This window comes from Cupriavidus sp. 05L411 (assembly GCF_056398045.1).
Genome location: NZ_JBFTOQ010000027.1, coordinates 1 through 14,053 on the forward strand (window position 1 = coordinate 1; position 14,053 = coordinate 14,053).

General features: G+C 61.9%; 24 protein-coding genes. 23 read left to right on the top strand and 1 reads right to left on the bottom strand.

Annotation, left to right across the window (positions count from 1 at the left end; all coding sequences use genetic code 11):
• Together AC1DQR_RS26680 and rpsJ are read left to right on the top strand one after the other, a co-directional pair.
• Positions 1–151: EF-Tu C-terminal domain-related protein (locus AC1DQR_RS26680; protein ID WP_456301274.1), on the top strand; the 151-nt coding region annotated here is incomplete at its 5' end.
• Positions 152–245: 94 nt separating this feature from the next.
• Positions 246–554 (top strand): 30S ribosomal protein S10, encoded by a 309-nt coding sequence (rpsJ, locus tag AC1DQR_RS26685; protein ID WP_006160488.1) that lies wholly within the window; start codon positions 246–248, stop codon positions 552–554.
• Positions 555–656: 102 nt separating this feature from the next.
• On the opposite strand, the gene AC1DQR_RS26690 is transcribed toward rpsJ, so the two are convergent.
• Positions 657–1,670 carry an AraC family transcriptional regulator gene (locus AC1DQR_RS26690; RefSeq protein WP_416049858.1) on the bottom strand — a complete coding sequence of 338 codons (1,014 nt, stop codon included), beginning with the start codon at positions 1,668–1,670 and terminating at the stop codon, positions 657–659.
• A gap of 239 nt (positions 1,671–1,909) precedes the next feature.
• Here AC1DQR_RS26690 and AC1DQR_RS26695 point away from each other — a divergent pair, with 239 nt between their 5' ends.
• The 21 genes from AC1DQR_RS26695 (at position 1,910) to rplR (ending at position 14,040) form a co-directional block, all read left to right on the top strand.
• Positions 1,910–3,139, top strand: coding sequence for a dienelactone hydrolase family protein (locus tag AC1DQR_RS26695; protein WP_477134062.1), 1,230 nt, complete (start codon positions 1,910–1,912; stop codon positions 3,137–3,139).
• Positions 3,140–3,251: 112 nt separating this feature from the next.
• Positions 3,252–4,040 (top strand): SDR family oxidoreductase, encoded by a 789-nt coding sequence (locus AC1DQR_RS26700; protein WP_458762293.1) that lies wholly within the window; start codon positions 3,252–3,254, stop codon positions 4,038–4,040.
• Positions 4,041–4,109: 69 nt separating this feature from the next.
• Complete coding sequence (locus AC1DQR_RS26705) at positions 4,110–5,351, top strand: styrene monooxygenase/indole monooxygenase family protein (RefSeq protein WP_416049855.1); 1,242 nt, start codon at positions 4,110–4,112, stop codon at positions 5,349–5,351.
• Between the two features lies 1 nt (position 5,352).
• The gene (locus AC1DQR_RS26710; protein WP_477134063.1) at positions 5,353–5,844 is read left to right on the top strand and encodes a flavin reductase family protein; all 492 of its coding nucleotides are present in this window, start codon (positions 5,353–5,355) and stop codon (positions 5,842–5,844) included.
• A gap of 236 nt (positions 5,845–6,080) precedes the next feature.
• Positions 6,081–6,731: a 50S ribosomal protein L3 gene (gene rplC / locus AC1DQR_RS26715; protein ID WP_035870770.1), complete on the top strand. Its 651-nt coding sequence runs from the start codon at positions 6,081–6,083 to the stop codon at positions 6,729–6,731.
• Positions 6,732–6,742: 11 nt separating this feature from the next.
• Positions 6,743–7,363: a 50S ribosomal protein L4 gene (rplD, locus tag AC1DQR_RS26720; RefSeq protein ID WP_006160474.1), complete on the top strand. Its 621-nt coding sequence runs from the start codon at positions 6,743–6,745 to the stop codon at positions 7,361–7,363.
• Positions 7,360–7,674, top strand: a complete 315-nt coding sequence (gene rplW / locus AC1DQR_RS26725; RefSeq protein ID WP_006160473.1) for a 50S ribosomal protein L23 — start codon at positions 7,360–7,362, stop codon at positions 7,672–7,674. The genes rplD and rplW overlap by 4 nt, the downstream gene beginning before the upstream one ends.
• Before the next feature lie 2 nt (positions 7,675–7,676).
• The gene (gene rplB, locus AC1DQR_RS26730; protein WP_043350353.1) at positions 7,677–8,507 is read left to right on the top strand and encodes a 50S ribosomal protein L2; all 831 of its coding nucleotides are present in this window, start codon (positions 7,677–7,679) and stop codon (positions 8,505–8,507) included.
• Positions 8,508–8,528: 21 nt separating this feature from the next.
• Entirely contained in the window at positions 8,529–8,804 is a 276-nt protein-coding gene (gene rpsS, locus AC1DQR_RS26735; RefSeq protein ID WP_006160471.1) for a 30S ribosomal protein S19, read from the top strand.
• A 9-nt stretch (positions 8,805–8,813) separates the two neighbouring features.
• The gene (gene rplV, locus AC1DQR_RS26740) at positions 8,814–9,143 is read left to right on the top strand and encodes a 50S ribosomal protein L22 (protein WP_006160469.1); all 330 of its coding nucleotides are present in this window, start codon (positions 8,814–8,816) and stop codon (positions 9,141–9,143) included.
• A gap of 9 nt (positions 9,144–9,152) precedes the next feature.
• A complete protein-coding gene (gene rpsC / locus AC1DQR_RS26745; protein WP_006160467.1) occupies positions 9,153–9,959 on the top strand; it encodes a 30S ribosomal protein S3 in 807 nt (268 codons plus the stop codon).
• A gap of 2 nt (positions 9,960–9,961) precedes the next feature.
• On the top strand, positions 9,962–10,378 hold the full coding sequence (rplP, locus tag AC1DQR_RS26750; protein ID WP_006160465.1) for a 50S ribosomal protein L16: 417 nt from the start codon (positions 9,962–9,964) through the stop codon (positions 10,376–10,378).
• Positions 10,379–10,389: 11 nt separating this feature from the next.
• The gene (rpmC, locus tag AC1DQR_RS26755) at positions 10,390–10,584 is read left to right on the top strand and encodes a 50S ribosomal protein L29 (protein ID WP_006160464.1); all 195 of its coding nucleotides are present in this window, start codon (positions 10,390–10,392) and stop codon (positions 10,582–10,584) included.
• Positions 10,581–10,859 carry a 30S ribosomal protein S17 gene (gene rpsQ / locus AC1DQR_RS26760; protein ID WP_006160462.1) on the top strand — a complete coding sequence of 93 codons (279 nt, stop codon included), beginning with the start codon at positions 10,581–10,583 and terminating at the stop codon, positions 10,857–10,859. The genes rpmC and rpsQ overlap by 4 nt, the downstream gene beginning before the upstream one ends.
• A 276-nt stretch (positions 10,860–11,135) precedes the next feature.
• Positions 11,136–11,504, top strand: a complete 369-nt coding sequence (gene rplN, locus AC1DQR_RS26765) for a 50S ribosomal protein L14 (RefSeq protein WP_017225233.1) — start codon at positions 11,136–11,138, stop codon at positions 11,502–11,504.
• 9 nt (positions 11,505–11,513) lie between these two features.
• Positions 11,514–11,822 (top strand): 50S ribosomal protein L24, encoded by a 309-nt coding sequence (gene rplX, locus AC1DQR_RS26770; RefSeq protein WP_043350346.1) that lies wholly within the window; start codon positions 11,514–11,516, stop codon positions 11,820–11,822.
• Positions 11,823–11,847: 25 nt separating this feature from the next.
• The gene (gene rplE, locus AC1DQR_RS26775; protein WP_006160458.1) at positions 11,848–12,390 is read left to right on the top strand and encodes a 50S ribosomal protein L5; all 543 of its coding nucleotides are present in this window, start codon (positions 11,848–11,850) and stop codon (positions 12,388–12,390) included.
• Between the two features lie 9 nt (positions 12,391–12,399).
• Complete coding sequence (gene rpsN, locus AC1DQR_RS26780) at positions 12,400–12,705, top strand: 30S ribosomal protein S14 (RefSeq protein WP_006160456.1); 306 nt, start codon at positions 12,400–12,402, stop codon at positions 12,703–12,705.
• 27 nt (positions 12,706–12,732) lie between these two features.
• Entirely contained in the window at positions 12,733–13,128 is a 396-nt protein-coding gene (rpsH, locus tag AC1DQR_RS26785) for a 30S ribosomal protein S8 (protein ID WP_006160454.1), read from the top strand.
• A 10-nt stretch (positions 13,129–13,138) separates the two neighbouring features.
• Positions 13,139–13,672 (top strand): 50S ribosomal protein L6, encoded by a 534-nt coding sequence (rplF, locus tag AC1DQR_RS26790; protein ID WP_043350342.1) that lies wholly within the window; start codon positions 13,139–13,141, stop codon positions 13,670–13,672.
• 11 nt (positions 13,673–13,683) lie between these two features.
• Positions 13,684–14,040 (top strand): 50S ribosomal protein L18, encoded by a 357-nt coding sequence (gene rplR, locus AC1DQR_RS26795; RefSeq protein WP_043350338.1) that lies wholly within the window; start codon positions 13,684–13,686, stop codon positions 14,038–14,040.
• Positions 14,041–14,053 lie beyond the last annotated feature (13 nt).

The window sequence follows — 14,053 nt, forward strand, 5'->3', positions numbered from 1 at the left end:
GAAGGACAAGGAAATGGTTATGCCGGGTGACAACGTGTCGATCACGGTCAAGCTGATTGCCCCGATCGCCATGGAAGAAGGCCTGCGTTTCGCCATCCGTGAAGGCGGTCGTACCGTCGGCGCCGGCGTCGTGGCAAAGATCCTCGACTAAGCAAACTTCCTGGAGCAGGCTGGCGGTACAATACCGTCGGCTTGTTCCCATGTTCCAGGGCGCACGCCGCCCATCGCTCTTTTAAGGAAATATCATGCAGAACCAGAAGATCCGTATCCGCCTGAAGGCTTTCGACTATCGCCTGATCGACCAGTCGGCAGCCGAAATCGTGGATACCGCCAAGCGTACCGGTGCGATCGTCAAGGGCCCGGTGCCCCTGCCGACCCGTATCCAGCGCTTCGACATCCTGCGTTCGCCGCACGTCAACAAGACGAGCCGTGATCAGTTCGAGATCCGTACTCACCAGCGCCTGATGGACATCGTCGATCCTACCGACAAGACCGTTGACGCACTGATGAAGCTCGACCTGCCGGCCGGCGTCGACGTCGAAATCAAGGTGTAAGGTATTCAGCACAAGACCGCCCTAAGCGGTTTTGCGCAAACAAGAACGGCGAACTTCGGTTCGCCGTTTTTGTTTTAGCGCTCCCACCCCGGCGAATGCGGCCTAGACGGGCCCGCGCCGACGCAGCGTCTGCCCCGGCGGTTCGCCAAAACTTTTGCGGTATTCCACGCTGAAGCGCCCCAGATGGCTGAAGCCCCAGCGCAGGGCCGCAGCCGTGACCGAGTCGATCGCGGGGTCGTTCAGCAGGTCATGGCGAACACGCTCCAGCCGCACCGCACGCAGGTAGGCCATCGGGCTGATGCCGCGGTGCTCCCGAAAGCCCGCATAGAGCCCGCGCAGGCTCACCCCGGCGATTTCCGCCAGCAGGGCGGGGGTCAGTGGCGCCTGCGCGTGGGCATGGATGTACTCCTCGACCTGCTTCACGTGGCGCGGCGCCAGCGGTTTGCCCCGTGCCCGCATGGCCTCCGCCAAGCTGTGGGGCTGCACTGTCAACAACGTGCCGATCACCAGCTGCTCTAGCTGGCAGGCCGTCAACGGATGCCGCGCCGCGTCCGGCGCCAGCGCCAGCAGGTCCGCCAGGTAGTGCATCAGCTGATACCAGGCCGCCAGGCGGCGCCAACCCATCCCAAGCTCAAAACGCAGCGGTGCCTGTGACCGATGGCCGAGGTGCGCCGCGCATACCCGCTCCAGCGCACCACGCTCTACGCGCACGATCAACTGGTCGCTGTCGTGGCTCCAGCGCATCCGCACGGGGTCGCTCGGCGTGAGCACCGAGGCCATGTCGCGGTCGGAGAGGATCTGCTGCTGGCCGCAATGGATCTGGGCATGGCCCGCCAGCGGCATCTGCACAAGCAGGAAATCATCGAGCGGCCCCGGCTCGATCTGGACCTCGGCGCCATAGGCCAGCCGGTTGAACGACACCGCGCCAAGCGGCGCATGATGCATGCGGGCAGCCAGCGTCGTGCCGCCGATGGTGAGCTTGTGCGGCTTGAAAACCGTACCCACCGCTGCGCGCGTCTGGACCTGGTCGGTCGAGGCGAAGACCAGCCGGGTGGGGTCGGATAGCAGGGCGCGTGCCAGCGGCTCTATGGCCGTGGCCGCGGGGGGCTGAGGCATTGTCTCGCTCCTCGGCGTCATTGGCGCGCCGCTTAGTACATTGGGCCCGGCCAGTCTGCGGGCGGATTCCTTCACACCACTATAGTGGATCGCTTCCCGGCTCCCCTTGCCGATGTCGGCATTTTCCTGCACTAATCGGATAGCCGCTGCAGCCCGCGGCTAGTTTGCTGCGGTGCGGATCGCCCATGATGGTATCCAGCACGGCAGCCCCAACCCCCAAAAACAAAGGAGCGCAGCCCATGGGCCAGACTATCCAGATCCACGCCACCGACGGCGCATTCAACGCCTACCTTGCCACGCCCCTATCGGGCAAGGGACCCGGCATCGTGTTGTGCCAGGAAATCTTCGGCGTCAATGCCACCATGCGCGCCGTGGCCGACTACTACGCCGAGGAGGGCTACACGGTGCTGGTGCCGGACTTGTTCTGGCGTATCGCCCCCGGCATCGAACTGGGCGATCGCGGCGAGGACTTTCAGCGCGCCCTGGGCTTGTATCAGCGCTTCGATGAGGCCCTCGGCGTCAAGGATGTCGGTGCGGCGCTGGATGCGCTGCGGGCCCGTCCTGAATGCGTGGGCCAGACCGGGGTGCTCGGTTTTTGCCTGGGCGGGAAGCTCGCCTATCTGGCAGCCTGCCGCCTGGATGGCGTGGCCTGTGCCGTGGCGTACTACGGCGTCGGCATCGAGCGCGCGCTGGGCGAGGCGGCCAATATCCAGGGGCGGCTGGTGCTGCATGTGGCCGAGCGTGACGGCTTTTGCCCACCTGAGGCGCAGGCGCAGATCCGTGCAGCCTTGGGCGGCAAGGACGGCATCGAGTTGTACGTTTATCCGGGCGTGGACCACGCGTTCGCGCGCATCGGCGGCGAGCATTTCGACCACCCATCGGCGCTGATGGCGCATCAGCGCTCGATAGCCGCGCTGCGCGCAGAGATGGGTCCGCACTACGATTTCTCGGCCCTGTGGGACAAGCACTGCGAATACGAGTTCGCCACCCGCGATGTCGACGCCACGATGGCGACGATGGTGTCGGAACCCTACGTGAACCATATCCCGACCATGACTGGCGGCGTCGGCCACCGGCAGCTCAAACGCTTCTACCAGAACCATTTCGTCAACAGCAATCCGCCCGATACCAGCCTGATCCCGCTGTCGCGCACCGTGGGCGCCAGCCAGATCGTCGACGAGATGCTGTTCTGCTTTACGCATACCTGCGAGGTCGACTGGATGCTGCCTGGCGTGGCGCCCACTGGCAAGCGGGTGGAGATCCCCCTCATCGCCATCGTCAAGTTCCGCGGCGATAAGCTCTACCACGAGCATATCTACTGGGACCAGGCGAGCGTGCTGGTGCAGATCGGCATGCTCGATCCGGCCGGCCTGCCGGTGGCCGGTGTGGAGACCGCGCGCAAGCTGCTCGACGAAACGCTGCCCTCCAACACCCTGATGGCGCGCTGGCAGGAGAGCGAAGGCAAGTAAGAGCCCGTAAGGGCAAGTACCACGCATCACAGAAAAGCAAAAGGCCGCACCCGGCACGTGCTGTCGCAAGGCGGCAGCCGGGCAGCGTCCAAGACAACCAGGAGACAGCGTCATGAAAGGACTGCGGGACAAAGTGGCCATCATCAGCGGTGGTGCTACGTTGATCGGCGCGGGCGTGGCCAGCGCCTTCGTCGAGGCCGGCACGCGAGTGGCCATTCTCGACATCGATGCCAGCGGTGGCGAGCGGGCGGCTGCCGCGTTGGGCGAGCGGGCGTTGTTCGTCCACACGGACATTACCGACGATGCCCAGGTGGCCGCGGCGGTTGCCCGGGTGAGCCAGCACTTCGGTGGCGTTGACTACCTGGTCAACTTGGCGTGCACTTATCTGGACGACGGCTTCAAATCAGGACGACGCGACTGGCTTGCGGCGCTGGACGTCAATGTGGTTTCCGGGGTGATGCTGGCGCAGGCCGTACACCCGGCCATGCGGGCGCGCGGCGGTGGCGCCATCGTCAACTTCACCAGTATTTCCGCCAATGTGGGGCAGACGGGCCGCTGGCTCTATCCGGCCTCCAAGGCTGCCATCCGGCAACTTACCCGCAGCATGGCGATGGATCTCGCGCCCGATGGCATCCGGGTCAACGCTGTTTCTCCCGGCTGGACATGGTGCCGGCTGATGGACGAGGTCAGCGGTGGCAACCGCGAGCGCACCGATCGCGTGGCGGCGGACTTCCACCTCCTTGGCCGCGTTGGCGAGCCCGACGAAGTGGCGCAGGTCGTGTTGTTCCTCTGTTCCGACCACGCCAGTTTTGTGACCGGCGCGGACTATGCGGTGGACGGCGGCTACTCGGCGATGGGGCCCGAGCAGAACGTCCCCGCCATTCCCAGGCTGGCCGATTGACGCCGGCATCGAGCATCCCCCAAATCCGGGGCTTCGATTTTCGTCCTGAACATCCAGTAGGAGATTGCCATGAGCCAACGCATTGCCATCGTCGGGGCAGGCCAGTCCGGCCTGCAGATGGCCCTCGGGCTGCAAGCCAAGGGCTATCAGGTCACACTGCTGACCAATCGAACGCCGGACCAGGTCAGGGCGGGCAAGGTCATGTCCAGCCAATGCATGTTCGATCGCTCGTTGCAGGCCGAGCGCGAGCTTGGGCTGAACTGGTGGGACGATAGCTGCCCCCCCGTAGAAGGCATTGGCCTGGCGATTCCGCATCCGGAGCAGGTTGGTGCCAGGCTGATCGACTGGGCCGCCCGACTCGAGCGGCCGGCGCAGGCCGTGGACCAACGCGTCAAGATGCCAGCCTGGATGGAGGCCTTCGCCGAGCGTGGCGGCGACCTGCGCATCGCCGATGCCGGCATCGATGAGCTCGAAGCGCTGACACTTGAGCACGATCTGGTCCTGCTCGCCGCCGGCAAGGGCGAAATCGTTAGCCGCTTCGAGCGTGACGCCGCGCGCAGTCCCTTTAGCGCACCGCAACGCGCGCTGGCCTTGACCTATGTGAACGGCATGACGCCGCGCACGCCGTATTCGCGGGTTTGCTTCAACCTGATTCCCGGCATCGGCGAGTACTTTGTGTTCCCAGCGCTGACCTTGAGCGGACCTTGCGAGATCATGGTGTTCGAGGGCATACCGGGCGGACCCATGGACCAATGGGCTGAGGCGCGTACGCCCGAGCAGCACCTGGCTGAAAGCCTGCGCATCCTTCGCACCTGGCTACCATGGGAAGCGCAACGCTGTGAAAATGTCACGCTGACCGATGAGCAGGGCATCCTCGCCGGCCGGTTCACGCCAACCGTGCGCCATCCGGTCATGACGCTGCCGTCCGGCCGGTTGGTGTTCGGCATGGCGGACGCRGTGGTAGTCAACGACCCCATCACCGGACAAGGCTCGAACAACGCCGCCAAATGCTGCAAAGTTTATCTGGAGGCGATCGTCGCGCGCGGCGATCATGCCTTCGACGCCGCCTGGATGACGCAGACCTTCGCCAGCTACTGGCAATACGCCGGTGACGTCGTGAACTGGACCAACTCGCTGCTCACGCCGCCGCCGCCGCACATCCTGGCATTGCTGGGCGCGGCCGGGCAGGTGCCGGCGCTGGCCGCACGCATCGCCAACGGCTTCGACAACCCGCCGGACTTCTTCCCCTGGTGGGCCGATCCCGCCGCCTGCCAGCAACTGATCGACCGGCATTTGCCGCAGGCAGCCTGAGATGGACGCCACTTGTGCCGTGCTCGATCCCATGGCGCTGCGCCACGCTTGTGGCCGTTACGCCACCGGCGTGGCGGTCATCGGGGCCTGCGGTGCTGATGACCGCCCGATTGGCCTGACCATCAACTCCTTTGCCTCGCTGTCGCTGGCGCCGCCGTTGATCCTGTGGAGTCTCGCCTTGCGTTCGCCAAACGCGGCGCGTTTCACGCCGGGGAACCCCTTCGGCGTCAGCATCCTGCGGGCGGGGCACGGCGAGCTCGCCCGACGCTTTGCCAAGCCCGCAGACGACAAGTTCGCCGGAGTCGCCCATCGGCGATGCCAGCGTGGAGTGCCTTATCTCGATGATGCCCTGGCCACCCTGGCGTGCCGGGTTGAGCGCGCCGATGCCGTCGGGGATCACTTGCTGATCGTGGGCCAGGTGGAGGGGGTTGAGGTAGGGGAAGGGGAGCCGCTGGTCTTCTTTGGCGGGGAATTTGTGCAGCTGGAGCGATAGGATCACGCGGAAACGTCACAAAACAACACCGCCCCGTACGCCCCCGCATACTTGTCAATCCACGCTTGCTCTTTCCAAATCTACGCGATATAGTGTAAGGCTACCCGTTTGTCTATGGGTAGTGGGCTGGCCAGTTTGGCCGCGCGCAGTCTTCTTCAGCGCAAGCCCCGCACTGCAAACACTGTTTTCGTGTATTAATCAGCCCCGGCCAATCGCAGCTGGGAATGGAGCAAACCATGAGCCTTGGCCTTGTAGGTCGCAAGGTTGGCATGACCCGTATTTTCACGGACGACGGCGATTCAATTCCCGTTACCGTGGTCGAGGTCGGCGACAACCGCGTGACACAAATCAAGACGGACGAGACCGACGGTTATACCTCGGTTCAAGTCACTTTCGGCGCACGCCGCGCTAGCCGCGTCACCAAGCCCCTGGCAGGTCACCTTGCCAAAGCTGGTGTTGAAGCTGGTGAAATCATCCGCGAATTCCGCATCGATGCCGCTAAGGCTGGCGAACTGCAACCCGGCGGCACGCTGTCGGTTGACCTGTTCGAAGTCGGTCAAAAGATCGACGTCCAGGGCGTGACCATCGGTAAGGGCTACGCCGGTACCATCAAGCGTCACCATTTCGCATCGGGTCGTGCCACCCACGGTAACTCGCGTTCGCACAACGTGCCGGGTTCCATCGGTATGGCGCAGGATCCGGGCCGTGTGTTCCCCGGCAAGCGCATGACTGGCCATCTGGGTGACGTCACCCGCACCGTCCAGAACCTGGAAATCGCCAAGATCGACGCAGAGCGCAAGCTGCTGCTGGTCAAGGGCGCCATTCCCGGCTCCAAGGGCGGCAAGGTTATCGTTACCCCGGCCGTCAAGGCCAAAGCCAAAGCTTAAGGAGCGAATCAATGGAACTCAAGCTCCTCCAGGACAATGGCCAGATCGGTGCAGGCGTTGACGCCTCGCCCGAAGTCTTCGGCCGTGACTACAACGAAGCCCTCGTTCACCAGGTCGTCGTCGCTTACCAGGCTAACGCTCGCAGCGGTAACCGTAAGCAGAAGGACCGTGAAGAGGTCAAGCACACGACCAAGAAGCCTTGGCGCCAGAAGGGTACGGGTCGCGCCCGTGCCGGTATGTCCTCCTCGCCGCTGTGGCGCGGGGGCGGCCGTATCTTCCCGAATTCGCCGGAAGAGAACTTCACGCAGAAGGTCAACAAGAAGATGTTCCGTGCCGGCATGCGCTCGATTTACTCGCAGCTCGCACGTGAAGGTCGTATCAACGTGGTGGACGGTTTCACCGTCGATGCGCCCAAGACCAAGCTCTTGGCCGACAAGTTCAAGGCCATGGGCCTGGACTCGGTGCTGATCATCACCGACAGCCTCGACGAAAACCTCTACCTGGCTTCGCGCAATCTGCCGCACGTGGCGGTTGTCGAGCCGCGCCAGGCTGACCCGCTGTCGCTCGTGCACTACAAGAAGGTGCTGGTGACCAAGGCAGCCGTCGCGCAGATCGAGGAGTTGCTGAAATGACGCAAGTAGCCAAGAACGATCATCGTTTGATGCAGGTGCTGCTCGCGCCGGTGGTTTCCGAAAAGGCAACCCTGGTCGCCGACAAGAACGAACAAGTCGTGTTCGAAGTCGCTCGCGATGCCAACAAGGCAGACGTGAAGGCGGCAGTCGAACTGCTGTTCAAGGTCGAGGTGCAGTCCGTTCAGATCCTGAACCAAAAGGGCAAGCAAAAGCGTTTTGGCCGTTTCATGGGGCGTCGCAACCACGTGAAGAAGGCTTACGTTTCGCTTAAGCCGGGTCAGGAAATCAATTTTGAAGCGGAGGCCAAGTAATCATGGCACTCGTCAAGACCAAGCCGACGTCCCCGGGCCGTCGCTCCATGGTAAAGGTTGTTAACCACAACCTGCACAAGGGCGCGCCCCACGCTCCGCTGCTGGAAAAGCAATTCCAGAAGTCGGGTCGTAACAATAACGGTCACATCACCACCCGCCACAAGGGCGGTGGTCATAAGCACCATTACCGCGTGGTCGACTTCAAGCGCAACGACAAGGACGGCATCGCCGCCAAGGTCGAGCGCCTGGAATACGATCCGAACCGCAGCGCCAATATCGCGCTGGTGCTGTTCGCCGACGGCGAGCGCCGCTACATCATTGCCACCAAGGGCATGGTAGTTGGCCAAGCGTTGATGAACGGCTCGGAAGCTGCGATCAAGTCGGGTAACAACCTGCCGATCCGCAACATTCCGGTTGGTACCACCATCCACTGCGTGGAAATGCTGCCGGGCAAGGGCGCTCAGATCGCTCGCGCCGCTGGCGGCTCCGCTGTGCTGCTGGCTCGTGAAGGCATCTACGCTCAGGTTCGCCTGCGCTCCGGTGAAGTGCGTCGTGTTCACATCGAATGCCGCGCCACCATCGGTGAAGTCGGTAACGAAGAGCATAGCCTGCGCGTCATCGGCAAGGCCGGTGCAAATCGTTGGCGCGGTATCCGCCCGACGGTTCGCGGCGTTGTGATGAACCCGGTGGACCACCCGCACGGTGGTGGTGAAGGCAAGACCGCTGCTGGTCGTGACCCCGTTTCGCCGTGGGGTACCCCGGCTAAGGGTTACCGTACCCGCAGCAACAAGCGCACTGCCAGCATGATCGTGCAGCGCCGCCACAAGCGTTAATCGGTAGGTAGGAGCCTAGACATGACACGTTCCGCAAAAAAGGGTCCGTTCTGTGACGCCCACCTGCTGAAAAAGGTGGAAGCGGCCTCAGCCGGCAAGGACAAGAAGCCCATCAAGACTTGGTCGCGTCGCTCGACCATTCTGCCGGACTTCATCGGCCTGACGATCGCCGTACATAACGGCCGTCAACACGTGCCGGTGTATGTTTCGGAAAACATGGTTGGCCACAAGCTCGGTGAATTTGCGCTCACGCGTACGTTCAAGGGCCACGCGGCTGACAAGAAAGCGAAGAGGTAAGGTGCCATCATGGAAGTGAAAGCGATTCATCGCGGTGCCCGCATCTCCGCCCAGAAAACGCGCCTGGTCGCTGACCAGATCCGCGGTCTGCCGATCGAACGCGCGCTCAACGTCCTGACGTTCAGCCCGAAAAAGGCGGCCGTCATCGTGAAGAAGGTGGTCGAATCGGCCATCGCCAACGCCGAGCACAACGAAGGCGCCGACATCGACGAACTGAAGGTCAAGACCATCTTCGTCGACAAGGCAACCTCGCTCAAGCGTTTCACGGCACGAGCAAAGGGCCGCGGCAACCGCATCGAGAAACAAACTTGTCACATCACTGTGACGCTCGGCAACTAAGGAGTCACGATGGGACAGAAGATTCATCCGACTGGCTTCCGTCTGGCCGTCAGCCGTAACTGGGCTTCGCGTTGGTACGCCAACAACACGAAGTTCGCCGGCATGCTGAAGGAAGACATCGAAGTTCGCGAGTTTCTGAAGAAGAAGCTCAAGAACGCTTCGGTTGGCCGCGTCGTGATCGAGCGCCCCGCCCGTAATGCACGTCTCACCATTTATAGCTCGCGTCCGGGCGTGGTGATCGGCAAGAAGGGTGAGGACATCGAACTGCTCAAGGCCGAGCTGCAACGCCGCATGGGTGTGCCCGTGCACGTGAACATCGAGGAAATCCGCAAGCCGGAAACCGATGCGCAGCTGATCGCCGACTCGATCACCCAGCAGCTCGAGCGCCGTATCATGTTCCGCCGCGCAATGAAGCGCGCGATGCAGAACGCGATGCGCCTCGGTGCCCAGGGCATCAAGATCATGAGCGCCGGTCGTCTGAACGGCATCGAAATCGCTCGTACCGAGTGGTATCGCGAAGGTCGTGTGCCCCTGCACACCCTGCGCGCCGACATCGACTACGGCTTCTCCGAAGCAGAAACCACCTACGGCATCATCGGTGTCAAGGTGTGGGTCTACAAGGGTGATCACCTCGGCCGCAACGATGCGCCGGTGGTGGAAGAGCCGCAAGACGATCGTCGTCGTCGCCCGGGTGGTCGTCCTGATGGTCGCCGCCGTGAAGGCGAAGGCGGCCGTCCGGGTGGCAACCGCCGCGGTGGCGCGGGTGCCGGTGCAGGTCGCCGCGCTCCTGGCGCAGATGCGAAGAGTGGAGAATAACGATGCTGCAACCTAAGCGCAGAAAATACCGCAAGGAGCAGAAAGGCCGCAACACGGGTAAGGCTACCCGTGGCAACGCCGTGTCTTTCGGCGAATTCGGCCTGAAGGCGATGGGCCGTGGTCGTCTGACGGCTCGTCAGATCGAGTCGGCACGTCGTGCGATGACCCGTCACATCAAGCGTGGCGGCCGCATCTGGATCCGGATTTTCCCGGACAAGCCGATCTCGAAGAAGCCCGCCGAAGTCCGTATGGGTAACGGTAAGGGTAATCCGGAATACTACGTGGCAGAAATCCAGCCGGGCAAGATGCTGTACGAAATGGATGGCGTGACGGAAGAGCTGGCTCGTGAGGCGTTCCGCCTCGCCGCCGCCAAGCTGCCGATCGCTACCAATTTCGTGGTGCGCCAGGTCGGGACGTAAGGAGAGCAGGGATGAAAGCATCCGAACTTCGCGGCAAAGATGCCGCAGGGCTGAACCAGGAGCTCTCCGAGCTGCTGAAGGCCCAATTTAGCCTGCGCATGCAAAAGGCCACCCAACAGCTGCAGAACACCAGCCAGCTGAAGAAGGTGCGCAAGGACATCGCGCGGGTGCAAACCGTGCTGAACGAAAAGGCGACCTCGAAATGACTGAAACTGCACAAACGGAATCGTCGCTTCGCCGCACGCTGGTCGGTCGGGTAGTTAGCGACAAGATGGACAAGACCGTCACGGTCTTGATCGAAAACCGCGTCAAGCATCCTCTGTACGGCAAGTACGTGCTGCGTTCCAAGAAGTACCACGCACACGACGAAGCCAACCAGTACAAGGAAGGCGACAAGGTCGAGATCCAGGAAACGCGTCCGCTGTCGCGGACCAAGTCCTGGGTGGTTTCCCGTCTGGTCGAAGCTGCGCGCGTCATCTAAAAAACCACACGGTTTTCGGTTGACTTGCGAGTCCAGGGTTATGTGCTATAATCCTGGACTTCCGCTTTGTTGCATTCGCCTTAGTTGTATCACCCCGGCGAATCGGTGAAGCGAACCTAGCCGAGCGGCTCCTGATTAACCATGTTCAGGCCGCCTGGTAACTACCGACTTCAAAGTTGATCAACCCAAACGGTTGCTGGCGCAAAGCCAGGGGCTGACGGGACCAAGACTGACCGGCGGGCGTTGCCCGGTGGATTAAGTTGGGAAGATAACACCATGATTCAGACAGAAAGCCGGCTCGAAGTAGCCGATAACACTGGTGCGCGCGAAGTTCTGTGCATCAAAGTGCTGGGTGGGTCCAAGCGCCGCTATGCGAGCGTGGGCGACATCATCAAGGTGACCGTTAAGGACGCAGCGCCGCGCGGTCGCGTGAAGAAGGGCGATATTTACAACGCCGTCGTCGTGCGCACCGCCAAGGGCGTGCGTCGCGCTGATGGTTCGCTCGTCAAGTTCGACAGCAATGCCGCTGTCTTGCTGAACACCAAGCTCGAGCCGATCGGCACCCGTATTTTCGGGCCGGTGACTCGTGAACTCCGTACCGAGCGCTTCATGAAGATTGTGTCGCTCGCGCCGGAAGTGCTGTAAGGAGCCGCCATGAACAAGATTCGTAAAGGCGACGAAGTCATCGTCCTGACCGGAAAAGACAAGGGCAAGCGCGGCACCGTGCAAGCCATGCTCGGCGAGAAGGTTGTGGTGGAAGGCGTCAACGTTGCTAAGAAGCACGCACGTCCGAACCCCATGCTGGGCACCACCGGTGGTGTGGTCGACAAGGTCATGCCGCTGCATATTTCTAACGTTGCGCTCGTGGATGCCAATGGCAAGCCGTCGCGCGTCGGTATCAAGGTGGAAGACGGCAAGCGTGTACGCGTGCTGAAGACCACCGGTGCCGTCGTGGCAGCTTGATTCTGGGCACAGATAGGAGTTGAGCATGACTGCACGTCTGCAAGAGTTTTACAAAGAACAAGTAGTACCGAAGCTGATCGAGCAATTCGGCTTCAAGTCGGTCATGGAAGTGCCGCGCATCACCAAGATCACCCTGAACATGGGCCTTGGCGAAGCCATCAATGACAAGAAGGTCATTGAGCTGGCCGTGGGCGACCTGACCAAGATCGCCGGCCAAAAGCCGGTGGTGACCAAGGCCAAGAAGGCAATCGCCGGCTTCAAGATCCGCCAGGGTTATCCCATCGGCGCGATGGTGACGCTGCGCGGCGAACGCATGTTCGAATTCCTGGATCGTCTCGTGACCGTGGCCCTGCCGCGCGTGCGTGACTTCCGTGGTGTTTCGGGCCGCTCGTTCGATGGTCGTGGCAACTACAACATCGGTGTGAAAGAGCAGATCATTTTCCCCGAAATTGAGTACGACAAGATCGACGCACTGCGTGGTCTGAACATCAGCATCACGACGACGGCGAAGAATGACGAGGAAGCCAAGGCACTCCTCGCAGCATTCAAGTTCCCGTTCCGTAATTAAGGGGTAACCGTGGCTAAATTGGCTCTGATTGAACGTGAGAAGAAGCGCGCTAGGCTCGTGGCAAAGTATGCCGACAAGCGTGCGACCCTCAAGGCCATTATCGACGACCAAGAGAAGTCGGAAGAAGAGCGTTATAGCGCGCGTCTCGAGCTGCAGCAGCTCCCGCGCAACGCGAACCCGACTCGCCAGCGTAACCGCTGCGCGATCACCGGTCGTCCCCGCGGTACCTTCCGCAAGTTTGGCCTGGCGCGTAATAAGATCCGTGAAATCGCCTTCCGTGGCGAAATCCCGGGTCTGACGAAAGCCAGCTGGTAATTACGCACAGGCTACAGGAGAAACAGTATGAGCATGAGCGATCCTATCGCCGATATGCTGACGCGCATCCGCAACGCCCAAGGCGTGCAGAAAGTGTCGGTTGTCATGCCGTCGTCGAAGCTGAAAGTGGCAATCGCCAAGGTCCTTAAGGACGAAGGCTACATCGACGACTACGCCGTGAAAGAAGAAGGCGGCAAGGCACAACTGAGCATCGGTCTGAAGTACTACGCTGGCCGTCCGGTCATCGAGCGCATTGAACGCGTCTCGAAGCCTGGTCTGCGTGTGTACAAGGGCCGCAGCGACATCCCCCAAGTGATGAACGGCCTCGGCGTCGCAATCATCTCGACCCCCCAGGGTCTGATGACCGATCGCAAGGCACGTGCCACTGGCGTGGGCGGCGAAGTTCTTTGCTACGTCGCGTAAGGAGTAGACCATGTCCCGTGTAGGTAAGGCTCCCATCGCGCTGCCCAAAGGCGCAGAAGTCAATGTGGCGGCTGGCGTGCTCTCCGTTAAGGGCCCGCTCGGCACGCTGACGCAGCCGATTCACAGCCTGGTCAAGGTCAATGTCGAAAACGACACGCTGACCTTCGCTCCGGTCGATGAATCGCGCGAAGCAAACGCACTGCAGGGCACCATGCGCGCCCTGGTGGCCAATATGGTCAAGGGTGTAACCGCCGGTTTCGAGCGCAAGCTTAACCTGGTCGGCGTGGGCTATCGTGCCCAGCTGCAAGGTACTGCGCTGAAGCTCCAGCTTGGTTTCTCGCACGACGTGATCCATGCGATGCCGGAAGGCGTGACGGCGGCAACGCCCACGCAGACCGAGATCATCATCAAGGGTGCGGACAAGCAGAAAGTCGGTCAGGTGGCTGCGGAAGTCCGCGCGTACCGTCCGCCTGAGCCCTATAAGGGCAAGGGCGTTCGCTACTCGGACGAGCGCGTCATCCTGAAGGAAACCAAGAAGAAGTAAGGGGTGCAATCATGAACAAGAAAGACGCTCGTTTGCGCCGTGCACGTCAGACCCGCGCCAAAATCGCGGAGTTGAAGATCAACCGTCTGACCGTGTTCCGTACGAATTCGCATATTTACGCCCAGGTCTACTCGCCGTGCGGCACGCAAGTGCTGGCATCGGCTTCGACCGCCGAGGCAGAAGTGCGCAAGGAACTGACCGGCAGCGGTGCTACCGCAGCCGCCGCGACCCTGATTGGCAAGCGCATCGCCGAAAAGGCGAAGGCAGCTGGCGTGGAAACCGTTGCGTTCGATCGCGGCGGCTTCCGCTTCCATGGTCGCGTGAAGGCACTGGCTGACGCAGCACGCGAAGCCGGCCTTAAGTTCTAAGCGCACATAGAGA

Excerpts from the sequence above, each read along its gene's own strand:
- rpsJ (WP_006160488.1), top strand. The coding sequence starts at position 246 with ATGCAGAACCAGAAGATCCGTATCCGCCTGAAGGCTTTCGACTATCGC.
- AC1DQR_RS26690 (WP_416049858.1), bottom strand. The coding sequence starts at position 1,670 with ATGCCTCAGCCCCCCGCGGCCACGGCCATAGAGCCGCTGGCACGCGCC.
- AC1DQR_RS26695 (WP_477134062.1), top strand. The coding sequence starts at position 1,910 with ATGGGCCAGACTATCCAGATCCACGCCACCGACGGCGCATTCAACGCC.
- AC1DQR_RS26700 (WP_458762293.1), top strand. The coding sequence starts at position 3,252 with ATGAAAGGACTGCGGGACAAAGTGGCCATCATCAGCGGTGGTGCTACG.
- AC1DQR_RS26710 (WP_477134063.1), top strand. The coding sequence starts at position 5,353 with ATGGACGCCACTTGTGCCGTGCTCGATCCCATGGCGCTGCGCCACGCT.
- rplC (WP_035870770.1), top strand. The coding sequence starts at position 6,081 with ATGAGCCTTGGCCTTGTAGGTCGCAAGGTTGGCATGACCCGTATTTTC.
- rplD (WP_006160474.1), top strand. The coding sequence starts at position 6,743 with ATGGAACTCAAGCTCCTCCAGGACAATGGCCAGATCGGTGCAGGCGTT.
- rplW (WP_006160473.1), top strand. The coding sequence starts at position 7,360 with ATGACGCAAGTAGCCAAGAACGATCATCGTTTGATGCAGGTGCTGCTC.
- rplB (WP_043350353.1), top strand. The coding sequence starts at position 7,677 with ATGGCACTCGTCAAGACCAAGCCGACGTCCCCGGGCCGTCGCTCCATG.
- rpsS (WP_006160471.1), top strand. The coding sequence starts at position 8,529 with ATGACACGTTCCGCAAAAAAGGGTCCGTTCTGTGACGCCCACCTGCTG.
- rplV (WP_006160469.1), top strand. The coding sequence starts at position 8,814 with ATGGAAGTGAAAGCGATTCATCGCGGTGCCCGCATCTCCGCCCAGAAA.
- rpsC (WP_006160467.1), top strand. The coding sequence starts at position 9,153 with ATGGGACAGAAGATTCATCCGACTGGCTTCCGTCTGGCCGTCAGCCGT.
- rplP (WP_006160465.1), top strand. The coding sequence starts at position 9,962 with ATGCTGCAACCTAAGCGCAGAAAATACCGCAAGGAGCAGAAAGGCCGC.
- rpmC (WP_006160464.1), top strand. The coding sequence starts at position 10,390 with ATGAAAGCATCCGAACTTCGCGGCAAAGATGCCGCAGGGCTGAACCAG.
- rpsQ (WP_006160462.1), top strand. The coding sequence starts at position 10,581 with ATGACTGAAACTGCACAAACGGAATCGTCGCTTCGCCGCACGCTGGTC.
- rplN (WP_017225233.1), top strand. The coding sequence starts at position 11,136 with ATGATTCAGACAGAAAGCCGGCTCGAAGTAGCCGATAACACTGGTGCG.
- rplX (WP_043350346.1), top strand. The coding sequence starts at position 11,514 with ATGAACAAGATTCGTAAAGGCGACGAAGTCATCGTCCTGACCGGAAAA.
- rplE (WP_006160458.1), top strand. The coding sequence starts at position 11,848 with ATGACTGCACGTCTGCAAGAGTTTTACAAAGAACAAGTAGTACCGAAG.
- rpsH (WP_006160454.1), top strand. The coding sequence starts at position 12,733 with ATGAGCATGAGCGATCCTATCGCCGATATGCTGACGCGCATCCGCAAC.
- rplF (WP_043350342.1), top strand. The coding sequence starts at position 13,139 with ATGTCCCGTGTAGGTAAGGCTCCCATCGCGCTGCCCAAAGGCGCAGAA.
- rplR (WP_043350338.1), top strand. The coding sequence starts at position 13,684 with ATGAACAAGAAAGACGCTCGTTTGCGCCGTGCACGTCAGACCCGCGCC.